The 3,229-nt window shown below is 46.4% G+C and carries 3 protein-coding genes; all 3 read right to left on the reverse strand.

From position 1 onward, the window contains the following. Positions 1 to 785 precede the first annotated feature (785 nt). Positions 786 to 1,100, reverse strand: coding sequence for a P-II family nitrogen regulator (locus QT974_RS32795; RefSeq protein ID WP_333472540.1), 315 nt, complete (start codon positions 1,098 to 1,100; stop codon positions 786 to 788). A 4-nt stretch (positions 1,101 to 1,104) separates the two neighbouring features. Beyond that, the gene (locus QT974_RS32800; RefSeq protein WP_333472541.1) at positions 1,105 to 2,076 is read right to left on the reverse strand and encodes a sodium-dependent bicarbonate transport family permease; all 972 of its coding nucleotides are present in this window, start codon (positions 2,074 to 2,076) and stop codon (positions 1,105 to 1,107) included. Positions 2,077 to 2,271: 195 nt separating this feature from the next. Then, positions 2,272 to 3,006, reverse strand: coding sequence for a glutathione peroxidase (locus tag QT974_RS32805; protein WP_333472542.1), 735 nt, complete (start codon positions 3,004 to 3,006; stop codon positions 2,272 to 2,274). Positions 3,007 to 3,229 lie beyond the last annotated feature (223 nt).

Consider the following 3,229-nt stretch of genomic DNA (forward strand, 5'->3'; position numbering starts at 1 on the left):
AATATCGCTAGTCGATCGCGCGTTAGCGTTAGCGAAGCGATCCGAAGGAAAGCCCGCCCGGGGGCTACGCCAACGAAGAGGATCGCCTATTGTGGCTTAGAATTTACCACGCTCGCCTGTTTTTGTAACTCATTCTTTTCTATATCTTAAGAATTCTAAATTCTGTCCCGGTCGCCTTGGGCAATTAATTGTGAAATCACCGCTAGTCAATGACTGATGGCTGATGATTTTAATTTTTTCAAACTGCTATAATAAACACAGATTTTTGTCAAATTATCGTTAGTTAAATTAGTCTCAAGTAATTATCAAAAACTTCTGCAAAAGCTCGATCGGCTTTTATGTCATAGAAATAGCTGATTTATCTAAGGGTAAATAGCTACATATTCAGAAACCCGATTTATCAAATAAACCGGGTTTCTAATGACAGTTGGCAGTTGGCAGTTGACAGTTGGCAGTTGGCAGTTGTAGGGGCGGTGGATGGTGCGGGCGGGCCCTCTTTGTTGACAGTTGGGAGCATCTCATTTTTGTAAAAAGCATTTTTTCTTATAGTGCGAGCGTCCCCGCTCGCGTATTATACAATAGGCGAGCGGGGACGCTCGCACTAATGCAAAACTAAGATGCTCCCTGACAGTTAACAGTTGACAGTTGACCTATGACAGTTGTAGGGGCGGTGGATGGTGCGGGCCCGCCCTCTTAGTTGACAGTTGACAGTTAACTGTTAACTAATAACTAATGACTACTGCCCACTGACTGCTGACCACTGACTAATGACAACTGTCAACTGACTAATCGCTACCGACGCACTTGGTAGTGAGCAATTCCACCGCATCCGAAATAAAACACGCTCCGCCAAACTTATTTAGCACCGGTCTAATATTTTCTGCAACTGCCGATATTTGATCGGGTTCGCAGAAAGCCAGCACATAAATATTATCCAGCATACTCATGGCTAAATCGTGCGATTTACGTCCCCTCGTGCTTTTGCCGGCGACACCGCGAATCACCGAATAACCCGGGACGCCAGCTTTGTCTAAACCGTCTAAAATCTTTGGGAGCTCCACCGAGTTCGCAAAAATTTCTATCCTTTTAACTGCGTCCATAAGTTCACATCCAAAACATATTGATTGCGTATAAATACATGGGAATGCCTACAACGATGTTAAACGGAAACGTCACTGCTAAGGCTGTTGAAATGTAAAGGCTGGGGTTAGCTTCGGGAACTGTCAGCCGCATTGCTGCTGGTACTGCTATATAAGAAGCACTCGCACACAATACCGAAAATAACAGGCTATCTCCCTGCGGCATTCCGATTAATTTTGCTATCACTAAACCAATTGCTGCATTAACTATAGGAATTAGGATTGCAAAGGCGATCAAGAAAATTCCTGTTTCTTGCAAATCTTTAATTCTGCTAGCAGCAACCAGACCCATGTCTAGCAAGAAAAAAGTCAGAACGCCGTAAAACAAATCTTGAGTAAACGGACTCATAACTTCCCAACCGTGTTCTCCTGTGAGTAGACCCATAATTAGGCTACCTATTAATAGAAAAACTGAACTGTTGAGGAAGGCTTCTTGCAGCACTTCTGGCCAAACTATTTCGCGTTTTCCTTCTTCTCCACCGAATACGCTGACGAGAATTAGACCGACGATAATTGCTGGTGATTCCATTAATGCTAGGGCTGCTACCATGTAACCATCAAAGTCGATTCCTAGTTCTTTGAGGAAGGAAGTTGCGGTGATAAAGGTGACGGCGCTGATCGAACCGTAGGTGGCTGCGATCGCCGCGGCATTGTAGGAGTCGAGTTTGATCTTCAGTATGAAGAAAGTATAAACTGGCACTAGCGCTGACATCAACATCGCTGCCACAATTGTCAGGGCGACTTGCTGGTTGATTCCGCTTCGGGACAGCTCGACGCCGCCTTTAAATCCGATCGCAAACAGCAGGTACAGCGAAAACAGTTTCGGGATGGGCGCAGGAATTTCTAAGTCAGATTTTAGGAAAATCGCCAGCATTCCCATGAAAAATGCTAATACTGGTGGATTTAAGATATTTGACGCTACGAGGCTTAAATCCACGATCGTTCACTCCCATTTCTGATTTTTTTAATATTACTTCACAAATAATTGTTACACGAGAATGGATCAATGGCGCGATCGAACTCTGGGAAGGGCGATATATATTCCTAAAGACGGTTGCAGGCGCGCCGCGCGCACCCGCTCAGCGAGTAAGGTGTGCGCAGCGCAGCCCGCAGCCTAAGTATTTTTCCCTAACTAAGCGACTGCTAAATAAGACTCTAGAGCTTCGGAACCGCCGATCAACTTGCCGTCGATAAACACTTGCGGCACGGTTGTCGCGCCAGTCACCGCCCGGAGCGATCGGGTTGTGACATCTCGGCCCAAAACGATTTCTTCATAATCCAAGCCCTTTTCAGTCAGCATAGCCTTCGCCTTAGCGCAGAAAGGACAGCCCATTTTTGTAAACAGCGAAACTACCTTCGGCTTAGCTGCTGCGGAGTTGATGTAGTTGAGCATCGTCTCCGCATCGGACACTTTGAAAGGGTCGCCCGGTTCCTCAGGCTCAATAAACATTTTTTCAACCAAGCCATCTTTGACCACCATCGAATAGCGCCAAGACCGCTTCCCAAAGCCTAAATCTGTTTTGTCTACCAGCATTCCCATGCCTTGAGTAAACTCACCGTTACCGTCGGGAATTAAGGTCACATTATCTGATTCTTGGTCTTTTGCCCACTCGTTCATCACAAAAGTGTCGTTGACGGAAATACAAACGATTTCATCTACGCCATTTTCTTTGAAAACTTTCGCCAATTCGTTGTAACCCGGGAGGTGCGTTGACGAACAAGTCGGAGTGAATGCTCCCGGCAGAGAAAAGACTGCTACAGTTTTGCCTGCAAACAAATCATCGGTGGTGACATCCACCCACTCGTTGTCCTTGCGAGTGCGAAACGTGACTTTGGGTACTCTTTGACCTTCGTGGTTCGTCAGCATGGTTGTGAATCCTTGGGTACTTGGGATAAATTTTGTTGCTTGCTATAGCGTACTCATAACGAGTCCGACTTGTCAAGGGGCAGCGGGTTTTTTCTTGGGACTGCTGGGGGCGCGCGAGTCAGTTGCTCGTCTTTGCGACAGCTTGGCGAGCAGATTTATACCAATTTTTAACGAAATAACAGTATTCTTGTCCCCCCCCCTTAGCAAGGGGGGGCTAGGGGGG

Origin of the sequence: Microcoleus sp. BM001215392 (assembly GCF_036700185.1) — a bacterium.
Taxonomy (GTDB): domain Bacteria; phylum Cyanobacteriota; class Cyanobacteriia; order Cyanobacteriales; family Microcoleaceae; genus Microcoleus.